Raw genomic sequence first — 25,955 nt, forward strand, 5'->3', positions numbered from 1 at the left:
GGCAAACGGTCCAGATTGCGCGAAAATGCGCCTGACATTTCACTGCTTTTTCCACCTGTCTTCTTGTTTTCAAACAGAAAACCTGCTCTGGCCTGCCAAAGCAGGTTTTTCTACAGGCTGAAACCCTGATCCCGTGAAAACGGGTTCAGGGTGTTTTTTCTTACAGACTTGCCTGATAGGCAGCCACGTCAAAGGGGTCCAGAGCGGAGTCCTTTTTCAGATACAGCGGATGATGGGGATGCCCCTTTACCGAGGGCTTGCCTGCCTGATACCACACCGCGTCAAACTGCCGGCCCAGCTCCATCATATCCGCCAGGCACTGCTTCAGGTAGGGGCGCTTTTCGATGATGGTGCCCCAGGCGGCCCACAAAGCCGGGTGCTCACCGCTGCGCTCCAGCACCCAGCGGAAGGCATTCATGTTCTCTCTGTGCAGGGGCTCGTTGAACTCCCTGTCCATCTGGTCCGGATTGGTGGCCCGCTGGGCGTACACGTTGAACATGATAAAGGAGTCAAAGCCGTTGCCCAGAGCGATGCGCTGCACGGATTTCAGGGTGTTATCCAGTGCGTCGGGAGCGGCGGTGGAAGGGTTGATGCCAATGGTGATCAGCGGGCACTTGCCAACCGTGCCTAAAATGTACCGGTATTCCGAGTAAAAGTCCGGAATATACAGCCACCGGCTCCGGTCGTATTCGGCACTCTGGTCCCGGTGCTCCATGGCTTGCTGAAAGGTAAGAATCTCAAGCTGCCGCGTTTCGCAGGCGGGAATGTGCATGGGGAAATACCTCCTTGGGGATATGAGAAATGCCCCGGGCAGGCGGGAAAATCACCCGGCTTGCCACGGGGCATTCGGTTCAGAATAAGGCGGTGGACCAGAAAACGGCTCCGGCGATGAAGATCACCGCAACGATCAAAAGAAAGCCGAGCAGATAGCCGGCGGTCAGATGTTCGCGGAACATCCGGGTCCACTCCTTCGGTGGTTTGGCGTCTCCCATAAGTTCGGATGGCTTACTTCAGCAGCGCCTGCACCGCGTCAGCTGCGGCGTTCAGGTACTGGCCGCCATACACCTCGATCAGGCCCTGGTCGGCGCACTCTGCCAGCTTGGGGTCGATGGGGCACTTGGCCAGAACGGGGATGTTGTACTTGGCGGCAACATCGTCCACATGGCTTTCGCCGAATACCTTGATCTGCTTGCCGCAGTCCGGGCATTCCACATAGCTCATGTTCTCCACCACGCCCAGAATGGGAATGTTCATCATCTGAGCCATCTTCACGGCCTTGCCCACGATCATGCTCACCAGCTCCTGCGGGCTGGCAACCACGATGATGCCGTCCACGGGCAGGGTCTGGAACACGGTCAGGGGAACGTCACCGGTGCCCGGAGGCATATCCACGAACAGGAAGTCCACGTCCTTCCAGATCACGTCCTGCCAGAACTGCTTCACCGCGCCGGCGATCACGGGGCCACGCCATACAACGGGGTCCTCCTCGTGCTCCAGCAGCAGGTTGATGCTCATCACATCAATGCCCATGCGGCTTTCGATGGGCCAGATGCCGTTCTCATCGCCCATGGCACGGCCATGAATGCCGAACAGCTTGGGGATGGAAGGGCCGGTGATGTCGGCGTCCAGAATGCCCACGCCGTAGCCGCGGCGGCGCATCTCCACGGCCATCAGGGCGCTGGTCATGCTCTTGCCGACGCCACCCTTGCCGCTTACCACACCGATTACCTTTTTAATGCTGCTCAGCTTGTGGGGGGCCTCATGGAAATCCTGAGGGTTCTGACGGCTGGAGCAGTTTTGACTGCAGCTGCTGCAATCATGCGAACATTCGCTCATGATTTGTTTCTCTCCTTTTTTCTATTACAGCTCGGCAATGATGCCGCTCACCAGATTCTGCAGCACCTGTGCGCGCTGGTTGGCGATCTCGATGACTTCATCACCGGAAAGCTTCTTCTTTTCAATGCCCGCGGCCATGTTGGTGATCAGGCTCATGGCCAGAACCTTCAGCCCGCAGTGGCTGGCGGCGATCACCTCGGGCACGGTGCTCATGCCGACCGCATCCGCACCCAGGGTACGGAAGGCCTGGATCTCGGCGGGGGTCTCGTAGCTGGGACCCATATAGCCCAGATACACGCCCTTCTGCAATGCAACGCCCTGCTTTTCGGCCACCTGCAGCGCCAGCTCACGCAGCGCCGGGGTGTAGGCGAAGGTCATGTCGCAGAAGCGGGGGCCGACGGCTTCGTCGTTGGGGCCGGTCAGGGGATTGGCGCCCATGAAGTTGATGTGATCCTCCAGCAGCATCAGATCGCCCACCGAGAAGCTGGTGTTTACACCGCCCGCGGCGTTGGTCAGGATCAGGGTTTCCACGCCCAGGGCCTTCATCACCCGGATGGGGAACACGATGTCCTGCATGGAATGGCCTTCGTAGTAATGCAGACGGCCCTGCATGCACAGCACCTGCTTGCCTGCCAGCTGCCCGGCCACAAAGCGGCCCGCATGACCCGGCGCGGTGGAGACCGCAAAGCCCGGAATCTCGCTGTAAGGCACATACACCGGTGCTTCGATGCGGTCGGCAAGTCCGCCCAGACCGCTGCCCAGAACGATGCCCACGGTGGGCGTTTCGGGCAGGCGACTGCGCAGCAGGTCGGCCGCCTGCTGAATGGTTTCCATCATCATTGTAAATCCTCCTGCGGCCCGCTGCCAAATGTGAACGGGCAAAGTGAAAGTGTCCGCTAATGATTTTACCACACCTGTCAACAAAAGAAAAGAAGCTGCCAACAAACCAAAGAAAGCAGCCCTGTGCTGGGCATACAGAACCGCCCCAAAGCATACCCATAAACCAGACGGCTTGTGCCAAAAGAAAGGGTGGGCCCATGGGCAGACTGAAAACCTATTTAAAAAATGTGGCGATTCTCACCGTTACCGGGTTGGGGCTGCGGGCGGCGGGCATGTTTTTCCGGGTATACATTGCCGCACGCATTGGGGCCGAGGGAATGGGGCTGTATCAGCTGATCTTCACGCTTTACAGCCTGTGCATCACGGTGGCCACTGCGGGTGTTTCGGTGACAGCCACCCGGCTGGCAGCGGAGGAATTGGCCCGCCCGCAGCCCGGCCGGGCAAAAGGAGTTCTGGGCCGGGTGATGGCGCTTGCCTTAGCCTTTGGTTTCGCTGCAGGGGTGGTGCAGCTGGTACTGGCCTGGCCTGCCGCCCGCTATTGGTTGGGGGATATACGGGCAGCGCCCTCGCTGGCACTGCTGGCGCCCAGTCTGCCCTTCATGGCAGTGGGCTCGGCGGCCCGGGGGTATTTCTTCGCCCGACGCAAGGTAGGTCCCAATGTGGTCAGTCAGATTTTTGAACAGATCATCCGTATTGTCCTGGTGCTGCTGATTCTTCCCGGTGCGGTGCAGCGGGGTGTGCAGTACGCCTGCGCTGCGGTGCTGGTGGGCAGCATGGTCAGCGAGGTTGTATCTACCCTGCTGGTGATGTGGTACTACCGGCGGGATATGAACCGGACCTTCGGCGATGCCCCGGCTCAGGTGCCCAGGGGCACCTCAGGGCGAATCTGGCGCATTCTGGCCCCGGTGGAAGGAGGCCGCTGCCTGGACAGTGCCCTCCACACGGTGGAAAACACGCTGGTGCCCGCCTGTCTGCTGGCCTTTCTGGGCAGCCGGGAGGAGTCGCTGGTTCAGTTTGGCGCACTCAAGGGTATGGCCATGCCGATACTGCTGTTTCCGTTTTCCTTCCTCACCCCGCTGGCCACCCTGCTGATGCCGGAGGTTACTGAGGCGCACATTCTGGGGCGGCAGAAAACACTGGAAACGCTGGTGGGGCGCATCATGCTGTTCACCACCACCTTTTCGGTGCTGGCCGGGGGGCTGATTGCCCTGTATGCCTATCCACTGGGCCGGATTCTCTACCACGACGAGACCATCGGTTTTTATCTGGCGGTGCTGGCTCCGGTGCTGCCGGGCATGTATCTGGATGCCATGGGCGATTCCATTTTGAAGGGCCTGGGCGAGGAGGTGGCCACCTTCCGCTACAGCATCTGGGATTCCCTCATCCGCATCGGTCTGGTGATTTTGCTCATGCCGCGCATGGGCATGAAGGGCTTTCTGTTTGTGATGATTTGCTCCAATGTGCTGTCCGCGCTGCTGAACATCTTCCGCATTGAAAAGGTGGCCCGCATCCGCACCCGCTGGTATCGGTGGTTTGTGCAGCCCGCGTTGATTTTCCTGATTTCGGCGGTTCTGGGGCAGGGGGCCCTGCGCCTGGTGGGAGTGAGTGGCGACTGGCAGCAGCTGCTGCTGGGCTGCACGGTCACCGGCGGGCTTTACTGCCTTCTGATGCTCCGCTTCGGCCTGTGGGACGCAGTGCAGGCCATTCTGACCAGGCGAAAGCCCGCAGGCAGCGCCGCCTGAATTTATGACCGCTTTGCCTATACAAACATCCGGTTTTGTGGTATAGTATATAGGTTAAATCGCCGCCGGGTGCCCGGAGCCGTACAAGGCTGGCCAGGAGAATAGGGAAATGGGTGCAATGCCCATGCGGGACCGCCGCCGTAAAGGCTGAGCATTGGCAGGAAAAGCCACTGGGGAGTTTTCCCGGGAAGGCGCTGCCGGTGCGCGCAAGGCCTGAGCCGGAAGACCTGCCCGACGGATGAATCACTGCCAAAGGCAGGAACCCTCGCGCCGGACGGACCAAACGTGCGCAGGGCAAAGCACCGGCTGCTGGGCCGGTGTGTGCTGTACGTTTCCGGGCCTTTCTCTGCTTTGCCGTCCGGCAAGGCAGGAAGGGCCTTTTTCTTTGTGCGGCGGCAAAGCCCGCTGTTTGGATAAGGAGGAGCAATGCTCGAAGTGATGATCGCCGCCCCGGCTTCCGGCAGCGGCAAAACTTCCGTTACCTGCGGCCTGCTGCAGGCGCTGAAAGACCGGGGCCTGGCCCCTGCGGCCTTCAAGTGCGGGCCGGATTATATCGACCCTATGTTCCACCGCTCGGTGCTGCAGGTGCCCAGCCGTAACCTGGATGTATTTCTCGCCGGGGAAGAGCGGGTGCGCAGGCTTTACCGCCGCCACACAGCGGGCTGCGATGCTGCGGTGTGCGAGGGCGTGATGGGCTTTTACGACGGTATGACCTTCGGCGGTGACAAGGCCAGCGCCTGGGATGTGGCCCGCCTGCTGGAGCTCCCGGTGCTGCTGGTGCTGCACCCCTACGGCTCCAGTCTGACACTGGCGGCCCAGGTGAAGGGAATGCTCTCCTTCCGCAAGGACAGCCGCATCAAGGGACTGTTTCTGAACCGGTGCAGTGCCGGTTTGTATGCTGCGCTCAAGCCCATGTTGGAAGAGGAGACCGGCGTGCCGGTGCTGGGCTATCTGCCCGAGCTGGAGCAGGCGTCTCTCTCCAGCCGTCATCTGGGTTTGGTCACCGCCGGCGAGGTGGAGGATCTGGCCCAGCGGGTGCGGGCCATTGCAGCCTGCCTGGAAACCACAATGGACTGGCCCCGCTTTCTGGTAGTCTACCAGACCGGGCGGCAGTCGGAGCCCGCAATTGCGGAGCAACCTTGCAAGAACGGCCCCGTGATTGCCGTGGCCCGGGACGAGGCCTTCCAGTTTTATTATGAAGAGAGCCTGGACGCGTTGCGCCGGGCCGGAGCGCGGCTGTACTTTTTCAGCCCGCTGCATGATGAGAGCCTTCCGGCCGGTGCGGCGGGCCTGTATCTGGGCGGCGGCTATCCTGAACTGCACGCCAAGGCTCTCAGCGAGAACCGCCCCATGCGGCATGCCATTCGGGCGGCGGTGGAGCATGGCATGCCCACCGTGGCGGAATGCGGCGGCTTTTTGTATCTGGGCCAAAGCCTGGAGGATGCGAATGGTGACGCCTGGCCCATGGCCGGGGTACTGCCCGGCGCGGGCCACAAAACCGGCGGACTGGTGCGGTTCGGCTACAACCGACTGACCGCCCGCAGCGCCAGTATGCTGCTGCGCACCGGCGAGACCACCAATGCCCACGAGTTCCATTGCTGGGACAGCACCGAAAACGGCGCGGCCCTGCAGGCGGAAAAGACCTCCGGCGGCAGGCAGTGGAGCTGCTGCTTTGCCACTCAGAGCTTGTATGCCGGATTCCCGCACCTGTATCTTGCGGGAGATCTGCCGCTGGCCGAGCGCTTTGCGGCAGCGGCAAAGGAATATGCAAAGCGAGAGGAGAAGCAAGCGTGACACTGGCACAGCTTTTAAAACAGATCGAGCCGAAAAACGAAAGGGCAGAGCAGAAAACCCGCCGCCGCTGGAACGCCTGTGCAAAGCCGCTGGGCAGCCTGGGCCTTCTGGAGGACGCATTGTGCCAGATTGCATCGGTCACCGGCTCAGCGGACATTGATCTGGAACAGAAAGCCTTACTCGTTTTCTGCGCGGACAACGGCGTGGTGGCCCAGGGGGTGACCCAGACTGGCAGCGAGGTAACGGCAATGGTGGCCCGCGGCTTTGCCGAGGGTACCACCCCTGCCTGCCGGATGGCCCGGCGGGCAGGCTGTAAGCTGATTCCGGTGGATATGGGCATCAAGGATTTTACCCCGCAGCCCGGTGTGCTGGATCGGCGGGTGGCCAACGGCACCGGCGATATTTCTAAAGGCCCGGCCATGACTCGCGAGCAAGCCGAGCAGGCCATTCTGGCCGGCGCGCTTTTGGTACAGGACTGCAAGCAGCAGGGCGTGGGCCTTCTGGCCACCGGCGAAATGGGCATCGGCAATACCACCACCGCCAGTGCGGTGGCCAGCGTGCTGCTGGGCTGTGAGCCGGAGGCCATCACCGGCCGGGGCGCGGGACTTTCCGATGAAGGACTTGCCCGCAAAAAAGCGGCCATTCGCCGGGCGATTCAGATCAACCGGCCGGACCCGACGGACCCGCTGGATGTGCTGGCCAAGCTGGGCGGCTTTGACATCGCAGGCATGTGTGGTGCATTCCTGGGCGGTGCGGCCTTCGGGGTTCCAGTGCTCATGGATGGCGTCATCAGCGCGGCGGCAGCCCTCTTGGCGGTGCGCCTTTGCCCGGATGCGGGCAAGGCGATTCTGGCCAGTCATGTATCGGCAGAGCCTGCAGGCGCGCTGCTGTTGAACGCCCTGGACAAGCACCCCCTGATCACGGCCGGGCTTCGTCTGGGCGAGGGCACCGGCGCGCTGGCGGCCATGCCGCTGCTGGATATGGCCCAGGCGGTGTATGAGGAATCCAACACCTTCGAAAAATACGGTATGGAGGCCTACCAGCCCCAGGGAGGCGAGTCATGTTCACTCTGATCGTGGGCGGCGCGGCCAGCGGCAAAAGCGAATACGCCGAGCGATTGGCGGTGGCGGCTCCGGCGGCCCGCCGGTTTTACATTGCCACCATGCAGCCCTGGGGTGAGGAGACCCGCCAGCGCATTGCCCGGCACCGGGCCATGCGAGCGGGCAAAGGCTTTGAGACGGTGGAGTGTCCGCTGAATCTGGCGGACCTGCAGCTGCCGGAACAGGGCGCAGTGCTGCTGGAATGCCTGAGCAATCTGGCGGCCAACGAGCGGTATGACCCCGCGGGTGCGGGTGAAGATGCCTTCTGCGCCATTTTGGGCGGGGTGGACAAGCTCCTCAGCCAGTGCAGCGATTTGATTCTGGTGAGCAACGAGGTGTTCAGCGGCGGCATCGAATACGAGGGCGATACGCTGGAATACCTGCGGCTGCTGGCCCGGCTCAACCGGGAGCTGGCCGCCCGGGCGGACAATGTGTGCGAGGTACAGTGCGGCATTGCCCGGTATTACAAAGGAAAGGAGCCCTATCTGCATGATCGTGCTTGAGACCATTGCGGTGGCCTTCGCCATGTTTTCTGTCATTCCGGTGCCCCAGCCGGTGTGGGGGCCCCGCAACATGCGGTATGCCCTGTGCGCGCTGCCCCTGATCGGGGTAGTGATCGGGCTGGCCCAGACATTGTGGCAGATTGCCGCCAATTGGCTGTGCATGTCGGAAATGCTGCGAGGTGCGGGGCTGTGCCTGATTCCCATTCTGCTCACCGGGGGCATCCACCTGGACGGCTACGCCGACACCAGCGACGCGCTGGCCAGCTGTGCGCCGCCGGAGAAAAAACAGGAGATTTTAAAGGACCCCCGCTGCGGCGCCTTTGCGGTGATCCGGTTGGGCGTCTGGTTTGTGGCCAGCTTTGCGCTGTGCACTGCGGTGCGGCTGGATGGCCCGGCTCTTGCCTGCTTTGGGATGAGCTTTGTGCTCAGCCGGTCGTTGTCCGGCTGGGCGGTGGCCACCTTCCCGCTGGCAAAAAACACCGGCCTTGCCCATACCTTCGCCACCTCGGCGGATCGGATGGCGGTGCGCCGGGTGCTGCTGGTGCTGGCAATTTTGCTGGCGGTCTGCATGTGTGCAGTGGGCCGGATAGAAGGTGCAGCCATGGCAGCGGCAGCGTTTTTGGTGCTGCTCTACTACCGCCGCATGAGTGACAAACAGTTCGGTGGTCTGTCCGGCGATTTGGCAGGCTGGTTTTTGCAGACTGCGGAACTTTGGATGCTGGCCGCCCTTGTGGCGGTGCAGCTGTTGGAGGCAGCGTTATGATTTTTATCACAGGCCCGCTGTTTGCGGGCAAACGGGACTTTGCCTGCCACATTCTGGGCTGTAAAGCGGAAGAGCTTGTCAGATATGCGGTGTGGGATGTGCAGAATCTGGTGGGGCAGAAATCCCCGGAAGAGCTGGCGGAGCAGCTGGAAACCTGGCCGGTGGTCATCGCCACCGAGGTGGGCGGCGGTGTGGTGCCGGTGGATGCAAAGCAGCGGGCCGACCGGGAAGCGGCGGGCCGTCTGGCCTGCCTGTTGGCCCAGAAGGCGGACACTGTGGTGCGGGTCTTCTGCGGTCTGCCCATCTTATTAAAAGGAGAATTGCCGGAATGAATATCTATCTGCTTCGCCACGGCGAAACGGAATACAATAAGCAAAAACGCTACCAGGGCACGCTGGATATCCCCCTGAGTGCCGAGGGCCTTGCCCGACTGCAAAAGGCGCCGATCTCACCCAAAGTGGTCTATATTTCCCCTCTGGTCCGCGCCCGCCGCACCGCCGAGATCCTCTTCCCGGAAGCCCGGCTGGTGGAGGTAGAGGACCTGAAGGAGATGTGCTTCGGCGTATTTCAGGGCCGCAACTACATTGAGATGGAAAAGGACCCGGACTACATTGCCTGGGTGGGGGAGGATTGCACCGGCCGCTGCCCCGGCGGCGAGACCAAGGCGGAGTTCACTCAGCGTACCTGTGAGGCCTTCTGCCGCCTGCTGGAGGATGCTTTAGCAGCCGGGGAGGAGGAGCTGGTGATTCTGGCTCATGGCGGTACTCAGATGGCCCTGATGGAGCAGTACGGCCTGCCCAAAAAGGATTATTACAGCTGGTGCGGCCCCAACGGCGGCGGCTATCTGGTGACCACCGACGACAACCGCTGGCACAAGGAGCACACGCTGGAATACCAGCGCACGGTGTGTTATGAAAGGGGCGGGCAGGTATGACGATTTTGCTGGCTGTTTTGCTGGGCTTTTGCGTCGACCTGATTCTGGGCGACCCCCGTTGGATGCCCCACCCGGTGGTATACATGGGTAAGGCCATCACCCGGCTGGAGCGGCTGCTGCGCCGTCTTATGCCGGATACGCCTCGCGCTCTGTTCTGGGGCGGCGTGGTGCTGGCGGCGGTTCTGCCGCTGGGAACGCTTGCTTTCAGCGCAGGTGTCATCTGGCTGGCAGGCCGGATTCATCCCGCACTGGGCTTTGCGGTGCAGGTGCTGTGGTGCTGGCAGGCGCTGGCGGTGAAGGACCTGCAGGTGGAGACCATGCATGTGTACGAACCGCTCTGTAAAGGTGATCTGCTTGCTGCCCGAAAAGCGGTGAGCCGTGTGGTGGGACGGGACACCCAGTTCCTCACCAGCGAAGGTGTGACCAAGGCCGCGGTGGAAACCATCGCGGAAAACTTCTCGGACGGCGTCATCGCCCCCATGCTCTACCTGATCATCGGCGGCGCGCCTTTGGGTTTGGCTTACAAGGCCATCAATACCATGGACAGCATGGTGGGCTACAAAAACGACAAATACCTGTACTTCGGCCGGGCCGCCGCAAAACTAGACGACGCGGCCGGATACATCCCCGCCCGGCTGTCTGCTTTGTTCTGGATTGCCGCGGCCTTCTTCACCGGAAACAATGCGGCGAACGCCTGGCGTATCTGGCGGCGGGACCGGCGCAAGCATGCCAGCCCCAACGCTGCCCAGCCGGAATCCGCCTGCGCGGGTGCGCTGGGGGTCCAGCTGGCAGGTCCGGCCTGGTATTTCGGCAAGCTGCATGAAAAGCCCACCCTGGGCGATGCGCTGCGCCCGGTGGAGGTGGAGGACATCCCCCGCACCAACCGGATGATGCTGGCCGCCAGCCTGTTGGGGCTGGTGGTGCTGGCAGCGGTGCGCTGGGCGGTGCTGCTGGCTTTATAAGAAAAAGGAGAATCAACTGCAATGCAGCAAAAACTGACCCATGGCGGCGACTGGGCGGGCTTTGAGGCCGAGTATGGCCGCCCGCCGCTGGATTTTTCCGCCAATGTGAGCCCGCTGGGCGTGCCCTGGGCGGTGCGCCGGGCAGTGGCAAAAGCAGCCCGGCAGGCGGCCCGTTACCCGGACCCCCTCTGCCGCCGGCTCACCGAGGCGCTGGCCCGGCACGAGAGTGTGAAACAGGAGCAGATCCTGTGCGGCAACGGAGCGGCAGATCTGATCTTCCGGGTGGTGCTGGCGGAGAAGCCTCGTACAGCCCTTGTCACTGCGCCCACCTTTGCGGAATACAGGCAGGCGCTGGAAACGGTGGACTGCCGGGTGAAGCAGCACATGCTCACCGAAGAAAACGGCTTTGCCGTCACCCCTGCCATTCTGGAGGAAATCACTCCGGAGCTGGACATGCTCTTTTTGTGTGAGCCAAACAACCCAACCGGAGCGCTCACCGAGCCGGACCTGCTTCGAAAGATTCTGGAGCGATGTGCGGCCTGCGGTACTCTGCTGGTAGTGGACGAGTGCTTCAACGACTGGCTGGATGACCCCGCCGCCCACACCCTGAAGGGGGAGCTGGGCCTCTTTCCCAATCTGCTGATTTTGAAAGCATTCACCAAGCTGTATGCCATGGCGGGCCTGCGCTTGGGGTACTGCCTGTGCGGGGATGAAGCCCTGCTGAAGGCCATGGCCCGCTGCGGCCAGCCCTGGGCGGTGTCCGGCCCGGCGCAGGAGGCGGGGCTTGCGGCCCTGGGCCAGCACAGGTATGTGGCCCGGCTGCGGGCGGTCATTCAAGCAGAGCGTCCCTGGCTGACGGGTCAGCTGGCCGATCTGGGCCTGCGGGTGCTGCCGGGCAGTGCCAATTATCTGCTTTTGTACAGCGAAACGGAGCTGGCGGCCCCGCTGCGAAAGCTGGGCGTGCTGATTCGGGACTGCTCCAATTATCCCGGCCTAAATAAGGGCTGGTATCGGGTGGCGGTGCGTACCCGGCAGGAAAACCGGCAGCTGATCGCTGCCCTCAGAAAGGTGTGTGGCTGCGAAAATGGCTAAGGCAAAATGCATTATGATTCAGGGCACCATGAGCGGGGCTGGTAAGAGCCTGCTCTGCACCGCGCTGTGCCGTATTTTTGCGCAGGACGGCTGGCGGGTAGCCCCCTTCAAAAGCCAGAACATGGCACTGAACAGCTGCATCACCGCCGACGGGCTGGAGATGGGCCGCGCCCAGGCGGTGCAGGCCCAGGCGGCCGGGTGCGAGCCGGATGTGCGGATGAATCCCATCCTGCTCAAGCCCAGCAGTGACACCGGCAGTCAGGTGATTGTGAACGGTGAGGTCTGGGGCGATTACTCGGCGGCGGATTACTTCAAAAACAAAACCCGGCTGATTCCCCATGTGCTGGAGGCCTACAACAGTCTGGCAGAGGAAAACGACATTCTGGTCATCGAGGGTGCGGGCAGCCCGGCGGAAATCAATCTGCGGGAAAACGACATCGTGAACATGGGTCTGGCCGAGCTGGTGGATGCGCCGGTGCTGCTGGCAGGCGATATCGACCGGGGTGGCGTGTTTGCCCAGCTGTATGGCACGGTGGCGCTGCTGAACGAAGAGGAGCGCGAGCGGGTCAAGGGCCTGATCATCAACAAATTCCGAGGCGATGTGGGCATTCTGCGTCCCGGCCTTGCCCAGCTGGAGGAGCTTACCGGCCTGTCGGTTGTGGGCGTGATTCCCTATACCCGGGTGGACATCGACGATGAGGACAGTCTGGCTCCCCGGCTGAACGCCCACGAGGCTCACCGGCCGGTGGATGTGGCGGTGATCCGGCTGCCGCACATCTCCAATTTCACCGACTTTTCCCCGCTGGAAAGCCATCCCGCACTGGGTGTGCGCTATGTGGAGCAGGCCGCCGGTCTGGGTGCGCCGGATCTGATTGTGCTGCCCGGTACCAAGAGCACCATGGCGGATCTTGGCTGGATGCGGCAGAACGGCCTGGAGGCGGCAGTACGCAAGCTGGCGGCAGCCGGAACCCCGGTGCTGGGGGTCTGCGGCGGCTATCAGATGCTGGGCCAGACCCTGCGGGACCCGGAGGGCGTAGAGCAGGCGGGCGAGATGCGCGGCATGGGCCTGTTGCCCTGCGAGACGGAATTCACCCCCAGCAAGGCACGCACCCGCACGACGGCAAAGGTGATGGCCGGTCCCTTTGCCGGGGCGTCGATTCAGGGCTATGAGATCCACATGGGCCGTACGAAGCGGATGGCGGGTCAGCCTTTGTGCCTGCTGGAAAACGGTCAGGAGGAAGGTGCAGCACAGGGCAATGTGTTTGGCACCTATCTGCATGGCCTGTTCGACGAGGGCTCGCTCACCGAGGCTCTGGCTGCCTGGCTGCTGGCCCGCAAGGGCATTGCCCGGGAAAACTTCCGGCCCCAGAGCCACTGGGATTACCAGCAAAGCCAGTATGATCTGTTGGCGGATGCGGTGCGCGCCAGCCTGGATCTGGACGCAGTTTACCGTGCTATGGGGCTTGCAAATCCCAATCAAAAAAAATAACGCAAAACACACAGAGCGCGCGGCATTGCCAAAACCGGCAAGCCGCGCGCTCTGTGCGTTTTATAGGGGAGAAAACGAAAAAGTATGGCGGCACCGCACAATTCCAGATGGTGGAGCATGCCGGAAAATTTTTTGTGAGATGAAGCAAAAAGCGCAGGCAAGCCTTGGTGGCTTGGCGAGCATTTTTGGAAAATATCGCGAAAAATTTCGGCATGATACGCCGTCTGAGTCTTTAGACGTGAATTGTGTGGTGTTGCCATGGGAGTAATTAAACGTAGAACAGCATGTCGCTGTAGGTGGGCAGCGGCCAGACGGAACGGTCCACCAGCTGCTCCAGACGATCGGCCGGGGTACGTACCGCGTCCATGGCCGGGATCAACGTCTGGGCGCACCAGCTTGCGGCAACCGAGGCATCCTCGGCCACCGGGTCGGCCAGACGGCCTTCCAGCTGGTCGGCAGCCTGGATGAGCTGACCGGTGAGGGAGGAAATGTGGCGAGCCAGTGTCTCCTCCTGGGGAACCTCAATGCCCAGTTGCTTTTTGGTGCTTACGCCCTGGGCCAGGCCGGTAGCATAGTTGACACAGGCGGGCGAGATGCGGCAGCGCACCAGATCCAGCAGGGTCAGCGCCTCAATGCGGATGGCCTTGGCATATTCGTCCAGCAGGATGTCCTGACGGGACTGGATCTCATCCTGGGTGTAAACACCATGCCGGGCAAACAGCTCCACGTTCTTCGGGTCGGTGTAGTGAACCAGCGCCTCAGGGGTGGTGCGGAAGTTGGAAAGGCCACGGCGCGCGGCCTCGACCTCCCAGTCGTGACTGTAGCCATTGCCGTTGAACAGGATGCGCTGGTGAGCGGTAAGCTCACTGCGAATCAGCTCCAGCAGGGCACGGGGCAGATCGTCGGCCTGCTCCAGCACATCGGCAAAGTGCCGCAGCGATTCTGCCACAGCGGTGTTCAGCATCACGTTGGTGCAGGCGATGTTGAAGGAGGAGCCGGGCATGCGGAACTCGAACTTGTTGCCGGTGAAAGCAAAGGGGCTGGTACGGTTGCGGTCCGAGGTATCCTTGGGCAGATTGGGCAGCACCACAGCGCCGGTGTCCAGCACGGTGGGAGCGTTGGGCTGGCAGGGCTTGCCCGCCACCAGGCAGTCAATTACGGCCTGCAGCTCGTCGCCCACATACATGGAAACGATGGCCGGGGGTGCTTCGTTGGCGCCCAGACGGTGGTCGTTGCCCGCACTGGCCACGCTGATGCGCAGCAGGTCCTGATAATCGTCCACCGCTTTGATCACAGCGGTCAGGAACAGCAGGAACTGGGTATTCTCGGCGGGTGTGGTGCCGGGGTCCAGCAGATTTTCGCCCCCGTCGGTGGAAAGCGACCAGTTGTTGTGCTTACCGCTGCCGTTCACACCCTCAAAGGGCTTCTCGTGCAGCAGGCAGGCAAAGCCGTGACGGTCGGCAACCTTCTTCATCACCTCCATGGTCAGCTGGTTGGCGTCGGTGGAGATGTTAGCGGTGGCGAAGATGGGAGCCATCTCGTGCTGACAGGGAGCCACCTCGTTGTGTTCGGTCTTGGCCAGGATACCCAGCTTCCACAGCTCCTCGTCCAGGTCAGCCATGAAGGCCTTGACCCGGGGCCGCAGGGAACCGAAGTAGTGATCCTCCAGCTCCTGGCCCTTGGGGGCGGGAGCACCAACCAGGGTGCGGCCGGTCAGAATCAGATCGGGGCGTCGGGCGTAATCTTCCTTGTTGATCAGGAAATACTCCTGCTCAGGCCCGATGGTGGCGTTTACACGCTGCACGTCCTTGCCGAACAGGGCCAGCACACGGACCGCCTGCTTGCTGATGGCATCCATGCTGCGCAGCAGAGGAGTCTTCTTGTCCAGCACCTGGCCGTTGTAGCTGCAGAAGGCAGTGGGGATGCACAGGGTGTCATCCTTGATAAAGGCGTAGCTGGTGGGGTCCCAGGCAGTGTAACCACGGGCCTCAAAGGTGGCGCGCAGGCCGCCGGAGGGGAAGCTGGAAGCATCCGGCTCGCCCTTGACCAGCTCTTTGCCAGAGAAATCCATGATGACGCTGCCGTCACCGCAGGGATTGATGAAGCTGTCGTGCTTTTCGGCGGTGATGCCGGTCATGGGCTGGAACCAGTGGGTGAAATGAGTCGCGCCCTTGCTTACGGCCCAGTCCTTCATGCAGGCGGCCACCACATCGGCCACACTGGGGTCCAGGGGCGCGCCCCGCTGGATGGTATTTTTCAAAGAACGATAAACTTCCTTGGGCAGGCGGGCCTTCATGACCTTGTCATTGAATACCATACTGCCAAACAATTCCGGTACATGATTCATATGTCACAGCTCCTTTTCATACTTCAAAGCAAAAATGTGCGGATGCGCTCACAGCAGGGGGATACCAGCGGCCTCGCACTGCTCCCGGATGGCCTTGGGCCACAGGCTTGCCTGTACTTCACCGATGTGAGCCTTGCCCAGCAGCAGCATGCACAGGCGGCTCTGGCCGATACCGCCGCCCATGGTCAGGGGCAGGGTGCCGTCCAGCACAGCCTTGTGGAAGGGCAGCTCCAGCCGGTGGGGGCAGCCAGCCGCCTTGCACTGGCGTTCCATGGCTTCGGCGTCCACCCGGATGCCCATGCTGGAAACCTCCAGCGCGCAGCCCAGAACGTCGTCCCAGAACAGCAGATCACCGTTCAGGCTCCAGTCGTCGTAGTCGGGGGCGCGGCCGTCGTGGGGCTTTCCACTGGCCAAAGGTGCGCCGATCTGCATGATAAAGGCGGTGGGGTGCTGCTCCAGATAGGCGTTCTCCCGCTGGCGAGGCGTCAGGTCCGGCCACAGATCCTCCAGCTGCTGGGTGGTCACGAAGCTCACATGCTCGGAAAGATTTACACACAGCTGGGGATATGCCTTCTTGACCTCCTCCAGCGTGGCGCAGATGGCGCTCACGATGGACCGCACGGTGTCCTTCAGGTATTCCTCGGTGCGGGTTTCGCGGGTGATGACCTTTTCCCAGTCCCACTGATCCACATACACCGAGTGCAGCTCGTCCAGCTCCTCGTCCCGGCGGATGGCGTTCATGTCCGCATACAGGCCGGTGTCCGGTGCGAAACCGAAGCGGCCCAGTGCCTGGCGCTTCCACTTGGCCAGGCTGTGTACCACCTGTGCGCCTTTTTCCAGTTCGGGAATGGCGGGAATGTCAAAGGAGACCGGACGTTCCACGCCGTTCAGATCGTCGTTCAGTCCGGTGGTGGGGTCCACGAACAGGGGAGCGGTGGCTCGGGTCAGCCGCAGCTGACGGGTCAGGTGTGCGGGGAAGCACTGCTTGATCATGCCAATGGCACTTTGGGTCTCGTAAAGGCTCAGTGCAGGTCGGTAGGTCTGTTTCATAAAAATTCCCTCCTTAAAAATTACCCTCTATCTTCACGCCGGGCAGCTGCCCAGGAACGTGCGCAGAATGGCGAGTCCCACCTCGCCGCTTTTTTCCGGGTGAAACTGTACCCCGGTAATATTGCCGCGCTGAACGGCGGCGCAGATGCGGTGCCCGCCATACAGCGTGTCCGCCAGCCGGTCGGCCTGGTGCGCAGGCATTGCCCGGTAGCCGTGTACAAAGTACACCTGACTTTTCACCGGAATGGCTTCCAGTGTGCTGCCGGAAAAGCCTTCCCGCTGCTGGGCGGGATACAATGGCGCCCAGCCAATGTGTGGTACCCGCAGCGGCTGGCCCTGGGTGGTATGGCCGGGAATGGCCTCCACGGTGCCCGGCAAAAGGCCGAGGCCGGGAGTAATTCCGCCTTCGCTGCTGGAATCGAAGAGAAACTGCATTCCCAGGCAGATGCCCAGCAGAGGAACACCCTGCCTTGCCCTGGTGCAGACCGCCCGGGCAAGGCCGCTTTCCCGCAGCAGGTTCATGCCGTCGGCAAAGGCACCCACACCGGGCAGAACCAGCGCACCGGCCGCGGCCACCTGCTCAGGAGTGGAGGCGTATTCCACTGTCGCGCCGCAGTATTCCAGGGCGCGCTGCACGCTCAAAAGATTGCTGCGCCCGTAATCTACAATGGTTACTGTTGGATGCATGGTCTCACCTCCACACCGTTTTCCGCCAGTTCCTTTTTCAGCTGGGGGATTGTGGCTTGTTTGTAATGCAGCAGGCTGCCCATTGCCACGGCTCCTGCGCCCAGGCGGGCGGCCTGCATCAGATCGCCGGAATTGCTTGCGCCGCCTGCCGCGATTACCGGGATGGTCACTTCACTGCACACCGCCTGGATCAGTTCCTGGTCCAGGCCGCGGCGTACGCCTTCCCGGTCCACACCGGTGAGAAGAATTTCACCCGCGCCCAGCTGCTGGGCCTCGCGAGCCCATTCCAGAACGTCCCGTCCGGAGTGCTCCCGGCCATTGTCGTAGTAGGCCTCCCACCCGGCGGCGGGGTTCAGCGGGTCCCGGCGCTTGGCCTGGATGCTCAGCACCATGCACTGGCTGCCGAAAGCCCGGGCCACCTCGCTGATCAGCTGGGGGCGGAGCAGGGCAGCGGTGTTGATGGCCGCCTTGTCCGCGCCAGCCTTCAGCACGGTGCCCACATCCTCCACGCTGCGCAGGCCTCCTCCGGCGGTGATGGGGATGAACACATCCCGGGTGACCCGCTCCAGAATACCGCTCAGGTTATTGCGGCCGTACAGGCTGGCCACCGTGTCCAGATAAAGCAGCTCGTCGATGCCCTGCCGGTAATAGTCCAGCGCAAAATCGTGGGGGTCGCCCAGCTTGCGCAGGCCCTCATACTGGATGCCCTTTACCAGATACCGGTCTTTTACGTCCAGCCGGGCAATGAGCCGAAGTGCCGCGCTCATTTGGCACCGCCTTTTTCCGGCGCGCCGAAGCCGCACAGGCTCGGCCCTTCAAAGGGAGTGTGCCGCAGGCTCCAGACGCCGTTCTCATACTGCCACAGATGGGGCGAACGGAACCGGTCTGCCAGATGCATGAAGTAATCCAGATCCATTGTGGGCTGCTCGAAGCAGTCGGCCGCTTTGCCGAAGTGCTCCTTGTCGATGGAGATGTAACGGAAGAATTCATCGGCAAACCGGCTGGGGAATTCGCCGTCGTACTTCTTGCACAGCAGCACCGCCTCGTCCCGGTCGATCTCGCCGTTTCGAATTTCCTGCGCCGCGTCGTAGGTGCAGCGGCCGATGCCGTATTTGATGTAGGTGGTGTAGTAGAAGAAGTCATCCACCTTGTCGTCGATGGAATTGTATTTGGAGTAGGTGCCGGCGGTGCGCTCCGGGCTGGGCATGAACCCGCCGTGCTCCACGCTGTAGTAGTATGCGCCCTGCGGATGCCATTTTTCGTAGTAGCCCATGTAGTGCACCTGAATGTGATTTTTCTCCAGATCGCTGGTCTCACAGGGCAGGTAGATGGCCAGATCCGCCTTGTCCACGCCGAAGTCCTCCTCCAGCTGGCGCAGCGATACGCCGCCCAGATAGATGTGATCGAAGTCGTTGGTGGCAAAGAAGTGTTCGTCTCGCAGGGCGCTGTCATTGTCCGCGATGGGGTTGCCGAACTCTGCCTCGTTTTCGCCGTAGAACACCAGAGGAATACCGAACTTAGCGGCCATCTTGGGTGCCAGCTGCTTCTGGCCCAGAATGAAGGGCTGGAAGGGATGGAACAGGTTCTCAGTGGCCAGGCGGGTGAGCAGCCGGTGAGTCAGGCCATTGGGGGTGCACAGATAGTTGTCGAATCCGGCGTGAATCCAGGCCTCGAAATTTTTCCAGCCCCAGTCAGTATAGATGTGAGGCGCCCAGGTTACGGTAAGCGGATGCATGCCGTACTTGTACTTCAAAAGGTGAGCGGCGTAAAAGCTGTCCTTGCCGCCGCTGCCCGGTACCAGGCAGTCGTAGCTGCCGTCGGTCTTGCGGTACTGGTCGCACAGCTCCCGCAGCTGGCGTTCCCGGTCGGCCCAGTCGATCTTGCCTTCCTTGTTGTGGCAGGCATGGCAGGCGTCGCATACGCCGTCCTCCTGAATAACCATGGTCTTCTTTGCGGAATGAATGGTGTGCTCAAACTCATAGCAGCTGTTGGGTTTCTGGTTGCTCATTACACACTCACGGCAGAACTGCACGTTCTTGGGCAGGCCATAAAAGGCTTTGCGCTCCTGCGGTGCAAGGTCGGGTGCGTAATCTTCGTAATGAATCGGCAGATGCCGGGGAAGTTTCTGCATAAAATGTCCCTCTCTTTTTATGGTTTAAAAGCAAAGGCGCCTGCACAAAGCCCGGGGAGAAATCTCCTCAAGCATTCATGCAGGCGCCTTTGCCTGTTTGGCGTATTTATTATCAATTGTGAAATGGAAAAAGCAGTTAAAAAAGGCCTTCGTCTTCCAGTCTTCGCATGATCTCCAGTGCGGCCTCCCGGCTGGAGATGCGGCCGTCCATGGCTTCTTTTTCGATTAAACGGTGGGCCTGTTCTTCACTCAGCCCCCGGCAAAGCGCCAGCGCACATTTGGCCTGGCTGATGATCCGGGCTTCGTCCAGCCGCTTGGTCAGGCGGCGGTTTTGCGCGGTGAGCTTCTGCAGCCGCTGGCGGCCGGTTCGGATCAGCCGCAGCGCAAAAGCGGTTTGCTGGCGGGAAAGGGGTTTGGCGAGCACGAAGACTCCGTATTTTTCCAGCCCGGCGGCCAGCTTGTCGGCCTGGGGTCCGGGGCAGAGGAGAATGGCATCCATGCCGGCATCCGCCGCCTGTACGGCCAGCTCCCGGCCGAATTCATCGGGGAGCGGCGCGTTGATCACCAGGGTTTCGAAGGAGCCGCCGCACATGGCTCGACGGGCTTCTCCGGCATTGGCGCAGCATTGCGCAGGCTGACCGGCGGCAAAAAATGCCCGCAGCGTTTCGTGGTATTGCTTGTCGCTTGCGATCAGAACACCCGGCATCCCCGTTCACCTCACTTTTCGAAACCAATGGTCAGATCCGTTCAAAGTACTGGCGGATCTCATATTCATAGGGTTTGCTTTCTGCGGCGTAGGCATCCGCCTCCCGCTGCTTGTGGCCCAGATAATCCACCAGCAGTTTTTCCGGCAGAACCTGCTTTAAGAACTCGCTTTCCCGGGCCAGAGCCAGCGCTTCGTCCAGGCTGGCGGGCAGTGGGGTAAGTCCGGCAGGCCGGGCAAACGCGTCATAGTCCGCAGCGGCGGGCAGGTTCAGTCCTTCCTGTACACCCTCAAACCCGGCAGCCAGCAGCAGTGCGGTTACATAATAGGGATTGCAGGAGGGGTCCGGACTGCGTAGCTCCATGCGGCAGTCGGGTCCGCTGGCAGCAGGTACACGCACCAGAGAAGAACGGTTCTGGCAGGACCAGCTTACCACACCCGGCGCTTCGCAGCGGCCCAGCCGTTCATAGGAGCCGGGCAGCGGGTCTGCAAAAACGGTGATTTCAGGAATGCGCCGCAGAATACCTGCCAGGAAAGCAGCAGCAGTGGGGTGCGGGTCGGTGCGGAAATTCTCAAACAGATTCACGCCGTTCTGGAAGATGGAAAGATTGATGTGCAGCCCGCTGCCGCTCTCGTCCTGCAACGGTTTTGGCAGGAAGGAGGCGAACAACCCGTTCTGGGCGGCAATGGCTTTTACTGCGGCCCGCATGGTCATCAGATCATCCGCCGCGTGCAGGGGAGAAGCGCACCGGAAATCGATCTCGTTCTGGCCGGGACCCTGCTCGTGATGGCTTCGCTCGGGCTGAATGCCCATCTCCTCCAGCGTCAGGCAGATTTCCCGCCGAACGTTTTCGCCCCGGTCCATGGGAGCGATGTCGAAGTAGCCCGCCCGGTCGAAAGGCTCCAGGGTGGGGCGGCCCTTTTCATCGGTTTCAAACAGATAAAACTCACATTCCGGACCCAGCAAAAACCGGTATCCGGCCTGTGCCGCCTTTTGCTCCATGGTCTGCAGCAAATGCCGCCCGTCGCCCTCGAAGGGGCGGCCGTCCGGATATTTGATGTTGCAGAAGAACCGGCCCACGCAGCCCTCGCTGGGCCGCCAGGGAAGAATGGCGAAGGTGTCCAGATCCGGTGCAAGGAACAGGTCCGATTCCGCAATGTTGGCAAAGCCTGCAATGGCGGAAGCGTCAAAGGAAATGCCGCTTTCCACCGCGTGAGGCAGCTGGCTGGCCATGATTGCAATGTTCTTCTGTACGCCGAACATATCGCAGAAGGCCAGGCGAATGAACTTGATGTCGTTTTCTTCTATGAACTGCATAAGCTGCGAAAGGGTGTGGCTCATGGACAATTCCTCCTTGAATGCCGGGAATAAAAAAGGACAAAGGCGCCGCAAATCCGTGGGGGATCGCAGCGCCTTTGCTGTGCCAATAGCTGCATTATAGCCCCCAAACGGCGCCGCGTCAAGGGGGCAAGCGACTGCAAAAAGCAATTTTTTGTCTTTGCACAAAAGTTGCACGCATTTGCCCAGAGTGCTTTGTCGGAACTGCGGGAAAGTGTTAAAAGAGTAAAAAAACACTTGACTTTTGCTTTAATGCGGTGCTATGATAACGCATACGAACAAAGGCGTTCGCATTGATGCAAAGGCATCGGTGCGGGCGCCTTTTTGTTTTCCGCGCGGTGCGCGGTGAAAAAGGAGGAGGACCATGTTAAAGGAAGGCCAGGTGCGCATCCCGTCCGGATGTGCCATCAGCGGAGTATTTGCCAGGGACGGTCAGCCCATCAGCGGTGAGGTGATCCGCCGGTCCATCGCGGTGATGCACGAGCGCAGCAACGGGTTGGGCGGCGGTTTTGCCGGTTACGGCATCTACCCGCAATACAAAAATCATTATGCGCTGCATGTGTTTTATGATGATATGACCGCCCGGGAGGAGTGCGAACGGTTTCTGGATCGCCATTTCGATGTGATCAACCTTTCTAAAATTCCCACCCGGCCCACCCCCAAGATCAAGGATGCGCCGCTGATCTGGCGATATTTTGTGCAGCCGCTGCCCCACAAGCTGGCGGACAGCCATCTGGACGAAAAGGAGTACGTCGCCCGCTGTGTGATTCGCATCAACGACCAGCTCAAGGGCTGCTATGTGTTTTCCTGCGGCAAGAATATGGGTGTGTTCAAGGCGGTGGGCTACCCGGAGGATGTGGCGGATTTTTACCGTCTGGAGGAATACGAGGGCTATTCCTGGACCGCTCATGGCCGGTATCCCACCAATACACCGGGCTGGTGGGGCGGTGCGCACCCCTTTGCACTGCTGGATTTGTCGGTGGTCCACAATGGTGAGATTTCTTCCTACGATGCAAACCGTCGTGCGGTGGAGATGTACGGCTATCGCTGCAATTTGCTCACCGACACCGAGGTCATTACCTATACATTAGATTATCTGCTGCGCCATCAGGGCCTCACATTGGAGGAGGTTGCACAGGTGGTGGCTGCCCCCTTCTGGAGTGAGCTGGCCGCCATGCCCCAGCCGGAGCAGAAGCAGCGCCGTTTCCTGCGCCAGATGTACAGTGATCTGCTGATCACCGGCCCGTTCTCTATTCTGGTGGGCTTCGAGGGCGGCATGATGGCCCTGAATGACCGGCTCAAGCTGCGCAGTCTGGTGGTGGCCGAGCGGGGCGATCGGGTATACTTTGCCAGTGAAGAGGCCGCCATCCGGGCGGTTGAACCGGAGCTGGACCGCATCTGGGCGCCAAATGGCGGCGAACCGGTGATCGTGCGGCTGAAGGAGGAGGAACGGAAATAATGAAGATACAATGGGATACACCCCGCTTTGCGGTCCTTCGGGATCGGGAGCTGTGCGTGAACTGCCGCATCTGTGAGCAGCAATGCGCCTTTGGTGTGCATAAAAAGGATGAAAAAACCGGGAAGATGCGGGCAAACGCTGCCCTGTGCGTGGATTGCCAGCGCTGCGTGGCCTGCTGCCCCATCGGGGCGCTGCAGATCCGCCCGGCGGAAAATACCTTCCGGCCCCATGCGGGCTGGACCCAGGATGCCCGGCAGGAGATCTACCGGCAGGCAGCCACCGGCGGTGTGCTTCTGTCCAGTATGGGCAGTTCGCAGAAAGAGGTGCCCTGCTATTGGGACAAGCTGCTGCTGAACGCTTCGCAGGTGACCAACCCGCCCATCGACCCCCTGCGGGAACCCATGGAAACCGAGGTCTATCTGGGCCGTCGCCCAGATAAGGTCCGCCGTGGGCCGGACGGCAAGTTGGATACCGCCCTGCCGCCGCATCTGGAATTGAAGACCCCCATCCTGTTTGCGGCCATGAGTTACGGAGCAATCAGCTACAATGTGCATGCGGCCCTCAGCCGGGCGGCCCAAGCGCTGGGCACCTATTACAATACCGGTGAGGGCGGCCTGCATCGGGATCTGTATCCATATGGAGCCAATACCATCGTGCAGGTTGCCTCCGGCCGGTTCGGCGTGCACCGGGAATACCTGATGGCAGGCGCAGCCATTGAGATCAAGATCGGCCAGGGCGCAAAGCCCGGCATCGGCGGACATCTGACCGGCGCCAAAATTGTGGGCGATGTGGCCCGCACCCGCATGGTGCCGGAGGGCATGGATGCCATCAGCCCCGCACCCCATCACGATATCTATTCCATTGAGGACCTGCGCCAGCTGGTGGCCTCGCTGAAGGAAGCCACCGGCTACACCAAGCCGGTGATCGTGAAGGTGGCGGCGGTGCATAATATCGCAGCTATCGCCTCGGGCATTGCCCGCAGCGGCGCGGATGCCATCGCCATCGACGGTTTTCGGGGCGGCACCGGCGCAGCCCCCGCCCGTATCCGGGATAATGTGGGCATTCCCATCGAACTGGCCCTGGCCGCTGTGGATGAGCGGCTGCGCCAGGAGCAGATCCGCCGCCGCATCTCGGTGATTGCCTCCGGCTCCATCCGTAACTCGGCAGATGTGGTCAAGGCCATTGCTCTTGGCGCGGACGCGGTGTCCATCGGCACAGCGGCGCTGTGTGCGCTGGGCTGTCATCTGTGTGCCTCCTGTCATACCGGCCTGTGCAATTGGGGCATTGCCACCCAGCGCCCGGACCTGGCTGCTCGTCTGGACCCAGATGAGGGAGCGCAGCGTCTGGTGAACCTGGTGAACGCCTGGACTCGTGAGATTCGCGAGATGATGGGCGGTATGGGAATCAATTCCATCGAGGCGCTGTGCGGCAACCGGCTGGCGCTGCGGGGCATTGGACTCACCCAGAAGGAGCTGGATATCCTGGGCGTGAAGCACGCCGGGGAATGAGAGAGGGGAGAACCATAGATGAAAATAGATGCCACGGGAATGGAGTATGAGGAGCTGGGCCGCTGCCTGCGCTCCTGTACCGATCCCCATGTTCAAATTCACAATTGCTGCGGCCAGCGATACATCGCCAGCGGCATGCAGGGCCGCGATCTGGAAATCTGGGGGACACCGGGCAATGCGCTGGGAGCCTATCTGGATGGCGGCAGCATCCGGGTTCACGGCAACGCGCAGGACGCGGTGGGTGATACCATGAATGCGGGCACCATCTGGGTGGAGGGCCGCGCAGGCGACGCCGCGGGCTATGCCATGCGTGGTGGCACACTGATGATCCGGGGCGATGTGGGTTACCGGGCAGGCGTTCATATGAAGGCGTTCGGTGACTCCTGCGCCAGCATCGTGATCGGCGGCACGGCGGGCAGCTTTCTGGGCGAGTACCAGGCAGGCGGCGTGATCGTGGTGCTGGGCCTGGGCGCACTGGAGGGCCAGCCGGTGGTGGGCGGCTTCTGCGGCCGGGGCATGTACGGCGGCCGGATTTATCTGAGAAGCACGATACCGCCCCGGGATCTGACTGAAAAAATCCTCTGCCGCCGGGCACAGCAGGCGGATAAAGAGGCCATCCGTCCTTTGCTGGAGCAGTTCTGCACCGCTTTTGGAGAAGAGTTGGAACCTTTGCTGGCCAGCCCCTTTTGGGTGCTGGAGCCCAACCCGGAAAATCAGTACAAAGCCCTGTACGCGCCCATGTAGCCATGGAATGAAACAAAAACACCCTGTTTGCGGGAATCGCAGAAAATACGATTCAGCAAACGGGGTGTTTTTCGTCAAACATCGGTAGGTTATGTGTGGTTGACAGATTGCCAACAACGGTTGCTTGCGGTGTTTCGGCTTCCGGCCTATACTTGGACTATGCCCAAAACAGGAGGTTCATCCATGAAATTTAATGAAAAACTTGTGGAACTGCGTAAACGGCAGGGATTGTCTCAGGAGCAGCTGGGAATGGAGCTGCAGGTATCCCGGCAGACGGTTTCAAAATGGGAAGCAGGAGTTTCCCAAAGTTAAAGATACCACATCAATCCCACGCGGACTTTTGCTCAACCGATACAGCCGGAGGGCTGGATAACAAGAAAAGGCGGTATGCGCCCCGTGGAGGGGTAGCGTACCGCCTTTTCTTGTGGGGGTTTCCAAAGGGGGCAACGCCCCCATTTGGCACACGACTTTGCGAAGCAAAGTGTAGTGTGTTATACGCTCTGCCGGCGTTGCCGTGAAAATGCCGTTGCCGCCGGGGAGGGCAAGGGCATTTGAAGCGGCAGGAAAACAGGGCTGTGCTTGCGTGGCGTGGAGCCGCAAGCGCAGGTCTGGACTCATCAGCAGACAGGGCGTATATGAAAGCCCCAGTTCCTCGTCCTACGCTCCAACTTGTGGACAAAGTGTCCCGAAGTTGTGGCCACACTCCCGGAAAAGTAGCAGGACAACGGGCAACCGTCAAGGCTGAAATGAACGGGTTTACACCCGGCCTTGACCTCCGCCCGCTGTCCCGCTGGATGGGTGGACAAGGCGGCCAATCCCTCAAAGTGCTTGGCCGCTCTCTTTCTGATTTTGAGGTATTCAGTTTTTCAAAATTGAATAATCAAAATAAATTTTTTCGATTGAAAAAATTTTATTTGTTATCATCTTCAATG

At 61.0% G+C, this 25,955-nt stretch carries 25 protein-coding genes and 1 riboswitch; of the genes, 15 read left to right on the forward strand and 10 right to left on the reverse strand.

All coding sequences use genetic code 11. From position 1 onward, the window contains the following. Positions 1 to 160: 160 nt before the first annotated feature. From EDD77_RS16330 to EDD77_RS16340, 3 genes are all read right to left on the reverse strand, one after another. On the reverse strand, positions 161 to 772 hold the full coding sequence (locus EDD77_RS16330; protein ID WP_082669657.1) for a DUF1643 domain-containing protein: 612 nt from the start codon (positions 770 to 772) through the stop codon (positions 161 to 163). A 233-nt stretch (positions 773 to 1,005) separates the two neighbouring features. Further along, a complete protein-coding gene (locus EDD77_RS16335) occupies positions 1,006 to 1,836 on the reverse strand; it encodes an Mrp/NBP35 family ATP-binding protein (protein WP_058966040.1) in 831 nt (276 codons plus the stop codon). Between the two features lie 24 nt (positions 1,837 to 1,860). Beyond that, the gene (locus EDD77_RS16340; protein WP_058966038.1) at positions 1,861 to 2,676 is read right to left on the reverse strand and encodes a purine-nucleoside phosphorylase; all 816 of its coding nucleotides are present in this window, start codon (positions 2,674 to 2,676) and stop codon (positions 1,861 to 1,863) included. Between the two features lie 197 nt (positions 2,677 to 2,873). Between EDD77_RS16340 and EDD77_RS16345 the strand changes: the two genes are divergently transcribed. From EDD77_RS16345 to EDD77_RS16390, 10 genes are all read left to right on the forward strand, one after another. Beyond that, on the forward strand, positions 2,874 to 4,418 hold the full coding sequence (locus EDD77_RS16345) for an oligosaccharide flippase family protein (RefSeq protein ID WP_058966036.1): 1,545 nt from the start codon (positions 2,874 to 2,876) through the stop codon (positions 4,416 to 4,418). Between the two features lie 50 nt (positions 4,419 to 4,468). Next, positions 4,469 to 4,667, forward strand: a riboswitch (cobalamin riboswitch). A 177-nt stretch (positions 4,668 to 4,844) separates the two neighbouring features. Further along, a complete protein-coding gene (locus EDD77_RS16350; protein ID WP_058966035.1) occupies positions 4,845 to 6,212 on the forward strand; it encodes a cobyrinate a,c-diamide synthase in 1,368 nt (455 codons plus the stop codon). Beyond that, the gene (gene cobT / locus EDD77_RS16355) at positions 6,209 to 7,285 is read left to right on the forward strand and encodes a nicotinate-nucleotide--dimethylbenzimidazole phosphoribosyltransferase (protein WP_058966033.1); all 1,077 of its coding nucleotides are present in this window, start codon (positions 6,209 to 6,211) and stop codon (positions 7,283 to 7,285) included. The genes EDD77_RS16350 and cobT overlap by 4 nt, the downstream gene beginning before the upstream one ends. Next, positions 7,273 to 7,815: a bifunctional adenosylcobinamide kinase/adenosylcobinamide-phosphate guanylyltransferase gene (locus EDD77_RS16360; protein ID WP_058966031.1), complete on the forward strand. Its 543-nt coding sequence runs from the start codon at positions 7,273 to 7,275 to the stop codon at positions 7,813 to 7,815. Before cobT ends, EDD77_RS16360 begins: the two co-directional genes overlap by 13 nt. Beyond that, positions 7,802 to 8,578, forward strand: a complete 777-nt coding sequence (locus EDD77_RS16365) for an adenosylcobinamide-GDP ribazoletransferase (protein ID WP_058966029.1) — start codon at positions 7,802 to 7,804, stop codon at positions 8,576 to 8,578. Before EDD77_RS16360 ends, EDD77_RS16365 begins: the two co-directional genes overlap by 14 nt. After that, complete coding sequence (locus tag EDD77_RS16370; RefSeq protein ID WP_058966027.1) at positions 8,575 to 8,910, forward strand: bifunctional adenosylcobinamide kinase/adenosylcobinamide-phosphate guanylyltransferase; 336 nt, start codon at positions 8,575 to 8,577, stop codon at positions 8,908 to 8,910. The genes EDD77_RS16365 and EDD77_RS16370 overlap by 4 nt, the downstream gene beginning before the upstream one ends. Then, the gene (locus tag EDD77_RS16375; RefSeq protein ID WP_058966025.1) at positions 8,907 to 9,512 is read left to right on the forward strand and encodes a histidine phosphatase family protein; all 606 of its coding nucleotides are present in this window, start codon (positions 8,907 to 8,909) and stop codon (positions 9,510 to 9,512) included. Before EDD77_RS16370 ends, EDD77_RS16375 begins: the two co-directional genes overlap by 4 nt. After that, entirely contained in the window at positions 9,509 to 10,474 is a 966-nt protein-coding gene (gene cbiB, locus EDD77_RS16380; protein ID WP_058966024.1) for an adenosylcobinamide-phosphate synthase CbiB, read from the forward strand. The genes EDD77_RS16375 and cbiB overlap by 4 nt, the downstream gene beginning before the upstream one ends. Before the next feature lie 21 nt (positions 10,475 to 10,495). Then, positions 10,496 to 11,566: a pyridoxal phosphate-dependent aminotransferase gene (locus tag EDD77_RS16385; protein ID WP_058966022.1), complete on the forward strand. Its 1,071-nt coding sequence runs from the start codon at positions 10,496 to 10,498 to the stop codon at positions 11,564 to 11,566. Next, positions 11,559 to 13,055 carry a cobyric acid synthase gene (locus EDD77_RS16390; RefSeq protein WP_058966019.1) on the forward strand — a complete coding sequence of 499 codons (1,497 nt, stop codon included), beginning with the start codon at positions 11,559 to 11,561 and terminating at the stop codon, positions 13,053 to 13,055. Before EDD77_RS16385 ends, EDD77_RS16390 begins: the two co-directional genes overlap by 8 nt. Positions 13,056 to 13,323: 268 nt before the next feature. Here EDD77_RS16390 and EDD77_RS16395 read toward each other — a convergent pair whose 3' ends face one another. From EDD77_RS16395 to EDD77_RS16425, 7 genes are all read right to left on the reverse strand, one after another. Continuing rightward, positions 13,324 to 15,402: a glutamine synthetase III family protein gene (locus tag EDD77_RS16395; protein WP_058966017.1), complete on the reverse strand. Its 2,079-nt coding sequence runs from the start codon at positions 15,400 to 15,402 to the stop codon at positions 13,324 to 13,326. A gap of 48 nt (positions 15,403 to 15,450) precedes the next feature. After that, a complete protein-coding gene (gene asnA, locus EDD77_RS16400) occupies positions 15,451 to 16,452 on the reverse strand; it encodes an aspartate--ammonia ligase (RefSeq protein ID WP_058966015.1) in 1,002 nt (333 codons plus the stop codon). 33 nt (positions 16,453 to 16,485) lie between these two features. Further along, complete coding sequence (hisH, locus tag EDD77_RS16405; RefSeq protein WP_058966014.1) at positions 16,486 to 17,139, reverse strand: imidazole glycerol phosphate synthase subunit HisH; 654 nt, start codon at positions 17,137 to 17,139, stop codon at positions 16,486 to 16,488. Beyond that, positions 17,124 to 17,906, reverse strand: coding sequence for an imidazole glycerol phosphate synthase subunit HisF (gene hisF / locus EDD77_RS16410; protein ID WP_058966012.1), 783 nt, complete (start codon positions 17,904 to 17,906; stop codon positions 17,124 to 17,126). Before hisF ends, hisH begins: the two co-directional genes overlap by 16 nt. Then, positions 17,903 to 19,270, reverse strand: coding sequence for an N-acetyl sugar amidotransferase (locus EDD77_RS16415; RefSeq protein ID WP_058966009.1), 1,368 nt, complete (start codon positions 19,268 to 19,270; stop codon positions 17,903 to 17,905). Before EDD77_RS16415 ends, hisF begins: the two co-directional genes overlap by 4 nt. A 136-nt stretch (positions 19,271 to 19,406) precedes the next feature. Beyond that, positions 19,407 to 19,976, reverse strand: a complete 570-nt coding sequence (locus tag EDD77_RS16420) for an ANTAR domain-containing response regulator (RefSeq protein WP_058966008.1) — start codon at positions 19,974 to 19,976, stop codon at positions 19,407 to 19,409. Between the two features lie 31 nt (positions 19,977 to 20,007). Further along, positions 20,008 to 21,315 carry a glutamine synthetase family protein gene (locus EDD77_RS16425; RefSeq protein WP_187120509.1) on the reverse strand — a complete coding sequence of 436 codons (1,308 nt, stop codon included), beginning with the start codon at positions 21,313 to 21,315 and terminating at the stop codon, positions 20,008 to 20,010. Positions 21,316 to 21,676: 361 nt separating this feature from the next. Here EDD77_RS16425 and EDD77_RS16430 point away from each other — a divergent pair, with 361 nt between their 5' ends. The 5 genes from EDD77_RS16430 to EDD77_RS18570 form a co-directional block, all read left to right on the forward strand. Next, entirely contained in the window at positions 21,677 to 22,771 is a 1,095-nt protein-coding gene (locus tag EDD77_RS16430; protein ID WP_058966004.1) for a class II glutamine amidotransferase, read from the forward strand. Continuing rightward, on the forward strand, positions 22,771 to 24,279 hold the full coding sequence (locus tag EDD77_RS16435) for a glutamate synthase-related protein (protein ID WP_058966002.1): 1,509 nt from the start codon (positions 22,771 to 22,773) through the stop codon (positions 24,277 to 24,279). The genes EDD77_RS16430 and EDD77_RS16435 overlap by 1 nt, the downstream gene beginning before the upstream one ends. 18 nt (positions 24,280 to 24,297) lie before the next feature. Continuing rightward, on the forward strand, positions 24,298 to 25,023 hold the full coding sequence (locus EDD77_RS16440; RefSeq protein WP_058966000.1) for a GltB/FmdC/FwdC-like GXGXG domain-containing protein: 726 nt from the start codon (positions 24,298 to 24,300) through the stop codon (positions 25,021 to 25,023). A gap of 183 nt (positions 25,024 to 25,206) precedes the next feature. Next, positions 25,207 to 25,335 (forward strand): helix-turn-helix transcriptional regulator, encoded by a 129-nt coding sequence (locus tag EDD77_RS16445; RefSeq protein ID WP_058965998.1) that lies wholly within the window; start codon positions 25,207 to 25,209, stop codon positions 25,333 to 25,335. Positions 25,336 to 25,574: 239 nt separating this feature from the next. Continuing rightward, a partial coding sequence (locus EDD77_RS18570) for a hypothetical protein (protein ID WP_243117496.1) occupies positions 25,575 to 25,955 on the forward strand: 381 nt, incomplete at its 3' end.

Origin of the sequence: Allofournierella massiliensis (genome assembly GCF_004345265.1) — a bacterium.
Lineage (GTDB): Bacteria > Bacillota > Clostridia > Oscillospirales > Ruminococcaceae > Allofournierella > Allofournierella massiliensis.

What these genes read in the sequence shown, in the direction of transcription:
- EDD77_RS16360 (WP_058966031.1), top strand. Translation starts at nt 7,273, where the DNA reads ATGTTCACTCTGATCGTGGGCGGCGCGGCCAGCGGCAAAAGCGAATAC.
- EDD77_RS16385 (WP_058966022.1), top strand. Translation starts at nt 10,496, where the DNA reads ATGCAGCAAAAACTGACCCATGGCGGCGACTGGGCGGGCTTTGAGGCC.
- EDD77_RS16350 (WP_058966035.1), top strand. Translation starts at nt 4,845, where the DNA reads ATGCTCGAAGTGATGATCGCCGCCCCGGCTTCCGGCAGCGGCAAAACT.
- EDD77_RS16430 (WP_058966004.1), top strand. Translation starts at nt 21,677, where the DNA reads ATGTTAAAGGAAGGCCAGGTGCGCATCCCGTCCGGATGTGCCATCAGC.
- hisF (WP_058966012.1), bottom strand. Translation starts at nt 17,906, where the DNA reads ATGAGCGCGGCACTTCGGCTCATTGCCCGGCTGGACGTAAAAGACCGG.
- EDD77_RS16420 (WP_058966008.1), bottom strand. Translation starts at nt 19,976, where the DNA reads ATGCCGGGTGTTCTGATCGCAAGCGACAAGCAATACCACGAAACGCTG.
- EDD77_RS16435 (WP_058966002.1), top strand. Translation starts at nt 22,771, where the DNA reads ATGAAGATACAATGGGATACACCCCGCTTTGCGGTCCTTCGGGATCGG.
- EDD77_RS16365 (WP_058966029.1), top strand. Translation starts at nt 7,802, where the DNA reads ATGATCGTGCTTGAGACCATTGCGGTGGCCTTCGCCATGTTTTCTGTC.
- asnA (WP_058966015.1), bottom strand. Translation starts at nt 16,452, where the DNA reads ATGAAACAGACCTACCGACCTGCACTGAGCCTTTACGAGACCCAAAGT.
- EDD77_RS16345 (WP_058966036.1), top strand. Translation starts at nt 2,874, where the DNA reads ATGGGCAGACTGAAAACCTATTTAAAAAATGTGGCGATTCTCACCGTT.
- EDD77_RS16390 (WP_058966019.1), top strand. Translation starts at nt 11,559, where the DNA reads ATGGCTAAGGCAAAATGCATTATGATTCAGGGCACCATGAGCGGGGCT.
- EDD77_RS16415 (WP_058966009.1), bottom strand. Translation starts at nt 19,270, where the DNA reads ATGCAGAAACTTCCCCGGCATCTGCCGATTCATTACGAAGATTACGCA.
- EDD77_RS16395 (WP_058966017.1), bottom strand. Translation starts at nt 15,402, where the DNA reads ATGAATCATGTACCGGAATTGTTTGGCAGTATGGTATTCAATGACAAG.
- EDD77_RS16445 (WP_058965998.1), top strand. Translation starts at nt 25,207, where the DNA reads ATGAAATTTAATGAAAAACTTGTGGAACTGCGTAAACGGCAGGGATTG.
- EDD77_RS16340 (WP_058966038.1), bottom strand. Translation starts at nt 2,676, where the DNA reads ATGATGATGGAAACCATTCAGCAGGCGGCCGACCTGCTGCGCAGTCGC.
- EDD77_RS16335 (WP_058966040.1), bottom strand. Translation starts at nt 1,836, where the DNA reads ATGAGCGAATGTTCGCATGATTGCAGCAGCTGCAGTCAAAACTGCTCC.
- EDD77_RS16375 (WP_058966025.1), top strand. Translation starts at nt 8,907, where the DNA reads ATGAATATCTATCTGCTTCGCCACGGCGAAACGGAATACAATAAGCAA.
- EDD77_RS16440 (WP_058966000.1), top strand. Translation starts at nt 24,298, where the DNA reads ATGAAAATAGATGCCACGGGAATGGAGTATGAGGAGCTGGGCCGCTGC.
- EDD77_RS16370 (WP_058966027.1), top strand. Translation starts at nt 8,575, where the DNA reads ATGATTTTTATCACAGGCCCGCTGTTTGCGGGCAAACGGGACTTTGCC.
- EDD77_RS16330 (WP_082669657.1), bottom strand. Translation starts at nt 772, where the DNA reads ATGCACATTCCCGCCTGCGAAACGCGGCAGCTTGAGATTCTTACCTTT.
- hisH (WP_058966014.1), bottom strand. Translation starts at nt 17,139, where the DNA reads ATGCATCCAACAGTAACCATTGTAGATTACGGGCGCAGCAATCTTTTG.
- EDD77_RS16425 (WP_187120509.1), bottom strand. Translation starts at nt 21,315, where the DNA reads ATGAGCCACACCCTTTCGCAGCTTATGCAGTTCATAGAAGAAAACGAC.
- cbiB (WP_058966024.1), top strand. Translation starts at nt 9,509, where the DNA reads ATGACGATTTTGCTGGCTGTTTTGCTGGGCTTTTGCGTCGACCTGATT.